Genomic DNA, 4,839 nt, shown 5'->3' with positions numbered 1-4,839 from the left:
ATGGCGGCATTTGTGGGAGGTCAATGTGCTGAGCGTGGTGCGCGGCACCAAACTGTTTTTGCCGGCGATGCTCGAGCGCGGTTCCGGCCATGTGGTCAGCACCGCCAGTTTCGCCGGCTTGGCTGGCCCCCCGGGTCTGATGACCTACGGCGTATCGAAAGCCGCAGTGGTCGCGTTTTCCGAGCAGCTGCGCGCCGAGTGCCATGGCACCGGGGTTGACGTCAGCGTAATCTGCCCGGCCTTCTTCAAAACCAATTTGATGCAGAGCACGGTCGGTACCGAAAAAATCAAACACCTCGGCCAGAAAATGATGGACCGCTCGCCGGACAGCCTCGATCAGGTCGCCGACCGGATTTTCGCCGACATCAACAAACGCCGCTTTCTGATTCTGCCGACCAAACGCGAACCGATGTTGTGGCGTCTCAAACGCTTCCTGCCGGAGCGCTACTTCAAGGAGCTGATGAAACTGTCCCGTAACATGACGCTAGGAGCGCACTGATGGAGTGGATGATTTACGGCGCCAACGGCTATACCGGTCGCCTGATGGTGGAAGAAGCCCTGCGCCGCGGCTTGCGCCCGGTGCTCGCCGGTCGTTCGCGCGAAGCCATCGAGCCGATGGCCGCGCAGTACGGCTTGCCGGCACGCGTGTTCGGCTTGGATAAACCGGCAGCGGTCGAAATGGGCCTGCGCGGTATCGATCTGGTGCTGCATTGCGCCGGACCGTTTTCCAAAACGTCCCTGCCGATGGTGCGCGGCTGCCTTGCGGTGGGCGCGCATTACCTCGACATCACCGGTGAGATCGATGTGTTCGCGGCCTGCCACGGTCTGGATGCCGAAGCGCAACAACGCGGCATCGTGGTGCTGCCCGGCGCCGGTTTCGATGTGGTGCCGACCGATTGCCTGGCCGCGATCCTGAAACTGGAATTGCCGACCGCCGAATCCTTGGTGTTGGCCTTCGACGCACCCGGCGGCCCGAGTCCGGGCACCGCCAAAACCGCGGTCGAGGGTTTGGGCAAAGGCGGTCGCGCCCGCATCAACGGTGTGATGACCAAGGTACCGCTGGCCTGGAAGACCCGCAGCTTCGACAAGAACGGCGAAGCGCGTTTGGCCATGACCATCCCTTGGGGCGATGTCTACACCGCCAACATCTCGACCGGCATTCCGAACATTGAAGTCTACATGTGCGTGCCGCCCTCAACCGTCGCCCAGCTGCGCCGCATCCGCGGGCTCGGGCCCGTGCTGGGCTTTGCACCGGTTCAGGCCTTTCTCAAGTCGCAGGTCGGCCGTAAAGTGCGCGGCCCGTCGGAAGAAAAACGCAAGGATGCCGAAACCTGGGTCTGGGGCGAGGCCACCGATGCCGCCGGACGTCAGGTCACTGCCATTCTGAAAACACCGAACGGTTACACGCTGACGGTGTTGGCTGCGCTCGGCATCGTCGCCAAACTGATGGCCGCGCAGCGTCCGATCGGCGGCTTCTACACGCCGTCGCGATTGATGGGTGCCGATTACGTGTTGCGACTGCCCGGCGTCAAACGCGTCAGCGGCAAGTAATGGATGTTTCCGGTCTTATCGATGCCTTGAATCCGGCGCAGCGCGAGGCCGTCTGCGCCGAGCCGGGCCCTTACTTGGTGCTGGCCGGTGCCGGATCCGGCAAGACCCGTGTGCTGACTCACCGCATCGGTTGGCTCAATCAGGTCTTCGATATTCCGCTGTACCGCATTCTCGCGGTGACCTTCACCAACAAAGCCGCCGCCGAAATGCGCACGCGTATCGCCGCATTGCTGCCCGACGGTGCACGCGGCATGTGGGTCGGGACCTTCCACGGCATCGCGCACCGGCTGCTGCGCCTGCACTGGCAGGACGCCGCTCTGCCGGAAAGCTTTCAGGTGCTCGATGCCGACGATCAGCTGCGCATGGTCAAGCGCGTGGTCGCCGATCTGCAGCTGGACGACACCCGCTTTCCGCCGAAGCAGCTGGTGTGGTGGATCAATGCCCAGAAGGATGCCGGCCGGCGACCGGCCGCCATCCAGATTGCCATGGGCGATGCCTACACGCGGGTGCAGCTGCAGGTGTATGAAGAATATGAAATCCGCTGCCAGCGTTCCGGCTTGGTGGATTTCGCCGAGATCCTGTTGCGCGCACACGAAACCCTGCTGAAAACACCCGCCTTGCTGGAGCACTACCGCCAGCGCTTCAGCCAGATTCTGGTCGACGAGTTCCAGGATACCAACAACGTGCAGTACGCCTTCATTCGCCTGCTTGCCGGCGAACGCGGCCAAGTGTTCGTGGTCGGCGATGACGACCAGTCGATTTACGGCTGGCGCGGCGCGCAGGTCGGCAACATGCAGAAGTTCCTCGACGACTATCCCGGAGCGCGCACCATCCGGCTGGAGCAGAATTACCGTTCGACCGGCAATATCCTGGCGGCCGCCAATGCGGTGATTGCACACAATCCGGAGCGCCTGGGCAAGAAGCTGTGGACCGATGACAGTGATGGCGCACTGATTGAACTGTATACCGCCTTCAACGAAGTGGATGAAGCGCGTTATGTGGTGGCGCAGATCCAGCAGCTGATCCAGAATGGACACAGCGCTTCCGAGTGCGCCGTGCTGTACCGCAACAATGCCCAGTCGCGCGCCATCGAAGAACAGTTGCTGTCGAATGCGCTGCCGTACCGGGTTTACGGCGGCCAGCGCTTCTTCGAGCGCATGGAAATCAAGGATGCCATGGCCTATCTGCGGCTGGTATCCAATCCCGATGATGATGCCGCGTTCGAACGCGCGGTCAATACGCCGCCGCGCGGCATCGGCGATCGCACCCTGGATGAACTGCGCCGGATGGCGCGGGATTCGGCACTGTCGTTGTGGCGCGCTTCGGCTTTGATCCGCGAATCGTCCGCTCTGAATGGACGCGCCAAGAACGCCTTGGCCGCGTTTCAGGCGCTGGTCGACAGCATCCGCGACAGCCGCGACGGCATCGAACTGTATGAGCTGTTCGACATCATCCTCGAACAATCCGGGCTGCGCCTGCATTACGGCAAGGAATCCAAGGGCGAGCTCGATTCACGCGTTGACAACCTCGACGAATGGGTCTCGGTGGCCAGCCGCTTCTCGCGGCGTATTGTGCCCGATGAAGAAGAGTCGACCAGCGAGCTCAGCGCATTTCTGGCTTATGCCGCGCTCGAGGCCGGTGAAGGCCAGGTGGAAGAAGGCGTGGACGGCGTGCAGCTGATGACCCTGCACAGCGCCAAGGGCCTGGAGTTTCCTTTCGTGTTCCTGGTCGGCGTGGAAGAAGGATTGTTTCCCTCGGCGCGCTCGCTCGATGAAGCCAATCGGCTCGAGGAAGAGCGCCGTCTGGCCTATGTCGGTATCACTCGCGCCCGCGAGAAACTGACGCTGACCTATGCCGAAACACGCCGTCTGCACGGCATGGAGATGTACGGATCGCCCTCGCGCTTCATCCGCGAGATTCCCGAAAAACTGATTCACGCCATCCGTCCGAAAACCGCACGTTATGGCAACAGTTCCGGATATGCGTCATCCCATTCCTTGTCCGAAGACGCCGGGGTGTTCCGCCTTGGCCAGAGCGTGCGCCACGCCAGTTTCGGCGAGGGCGTGATCATGCAGTTCGAAGGCTCGGGCGCGCATGCACGCGTGCAGGTGAATTTCAGCGAAGCAGGCAGCAAGTGGCTGGTGCTGGCTTATGCAAAACTGCAAGCCGGCTGATTCAACCGCCCAACAGGATGATGATGCCGACCAGCGCGCTGCCGATGGTCGCCATGGCCAGACCGAAGTGCCAGCCTTTGCCTCCGGCACGTCGGCCGAGCACAGTGCCGGAGATGAACAAGGTCAGCACGCCGAGCGCGTTCGACAAACGCAAGGCATGAACGGCGTCGTCGACCAGCAGGAACGGCAGCACAATTGGGAAGGTGGACAAGGCAACCAGCAGGAAGACCAGCAGACCATCGAGATATTGGCGGCGCCCGAGGGTGGCCCGGGGTTCCGGCAGTTCCACCAGGCTTTTCCGGAAGGCCTCGAAGACGGTCGGGTTGGCATGCGAACGCAAGCGCTCCGGCATTTCATCGGCAATCAGTCTATCGGCCGCTTCGGCGGATTCAGCATGATGCAGTTTATGCAGGAATGAAATTTTTCGCTCACGTTCGGTGATTTCTGCAATCAGATACATCACTGCATCGGTCAAGCCCCAAGCCAGATTGCAGCCGATTGCCGCCAGCATCATGGTGTGGATGTCCTGTTCGCCGGCGGTGGCCACCGACAGCGTGCCGGTGAAGCTCATCGCCATCAGGGTTCCGAACACCACTTCCGAGGCGCGCTCGACCGGATCAAGGCCGGATTGGTCGGAGCTGCGTTTCGGATTCGGCATCGGGATACATACTCAGGGAAATGGACCTTGAAGTGGCATAATAACCTTAATCACGAAGGATTCCGGTTATGTCCAAACTCGTCCTCATCGACGGCTCGTCCTATCTGTACCGCGCTTTCCACGCGCTGCCGCCGCTGACCGCCGCCGATGGCACCCCGACCGGCGCACTGTTCGGTATCGTCAATATGCTGAAAAGCAGTCTGAAGGAAAATGCCGAATACATCGCGTTCGTGTTGGATGCGCCTGGCCCGACTTTCCGCGATGCCCTGTATCCCGAGTACAAGGCCAACCGCGCCACCATGCCTGACGACCTGCGGGCGCAGGTCGAGCCGATGATCGCCATTGTGCAGGCGCTCGGTCTGCCGGTGATCCGCGTGTCCGGCGTGGAAGCCGACGATGTCATCGGCACCTATGCCCTGCAGGCGGCAAAGGACGGCATCGATGTGGTGATCTCCA

The 4,839-nt window shown here is 61.7% G+C and carries 4 protein-coding genes and 1 pseudogene; 4 read left to right on the top strand and 1 reads right to left on the bottom strand.

Going from position 1 to position 4,839, the window contains the following annotated elements; all coding sequences use genetic code 11:
• From ACIQ1A_RS09470 to uvrD, 3 genes are all read left to right on the top strand, one after another.
• Positions 1-499, top strand: a 499-nt coding sequence (locus ACIQ1A_RS09470) for an SDR family NAD(P)-dependent oxidoreductase (RefSeq protein WP_395770825.1), incomplete at its 5' end; no start/stop codon positions are given.
• Positions 499-1,551 carry a saccharopine dehydrogenase family protein gene (locus ACIQ1A_RS09465; RefSeq protein ID WP_395770824.1) on the top strand — a complete coding sequence of 351 codons (1,053 nt, stop codon included), beginning with the start codon at positions 499-501 and terminating at the stop codon, positions 1,549-1,551. The genes ACIQ1A_RS09470 and ACIQ1A_RS09465, both read left to right, overlap by 1 nt.
• Positions 1,551-3,725, top strand: a complete 2,175-nt coding sequence (uvrD, locus tag ACIQ1A_RS09460) for a DNA helicase II (protein ID WP_395770823.1) — start codon at positions 1,551-1,553, stop codon at positions 3,723-3,725. Before ACIQ1A_RS09465 ends, uvrD begins: the two co-directional genes overlap by 1 nt.
• A gap of 1 nt (position 3,726) precedes the next feature.
• Here the strand turns inward: uvrD and ACIQ1A_RS09455 are convergent, their stop codons facing one another.
• The gene (locus tag ACIQ1A_RS09455; protein WP_395770822.1) at positions 3,727-4,383 is read right to left on the bottom strand and encodes a hypothetical protein; all 657 of its coding nucleotides are present in this window, start codon (positions 4,381-4,383) and stop codon (positions 3,727-3,729) included.
• Between the two features lie 68 nt (positions 4,384-4,451).
• Between ACIQ1A_RS09455 and ACIQ1A_RS09450 the strand changes: the two are divergent.
• Positions 4,452-4,839, top strand: a pseudogene (locus tag ACIQ1A_RS09450) (DNA polymerase I); the annotation flags it as partial.

The organism is Arenimonas sp. (assembly GCF_044353605.1).
Taxonomy (GTDB): domain Bacteria; phylum Pseudomonadota; class Gammaproteobacteria; order Xanthomonadales; family Xanthomonadaceae; genus Arenimonas.
The sequence above is the reverse complement of the archived record's forward strand: the minus strand, read 5'-3'. Positions and strand labels throughout refer to the sequence as shown.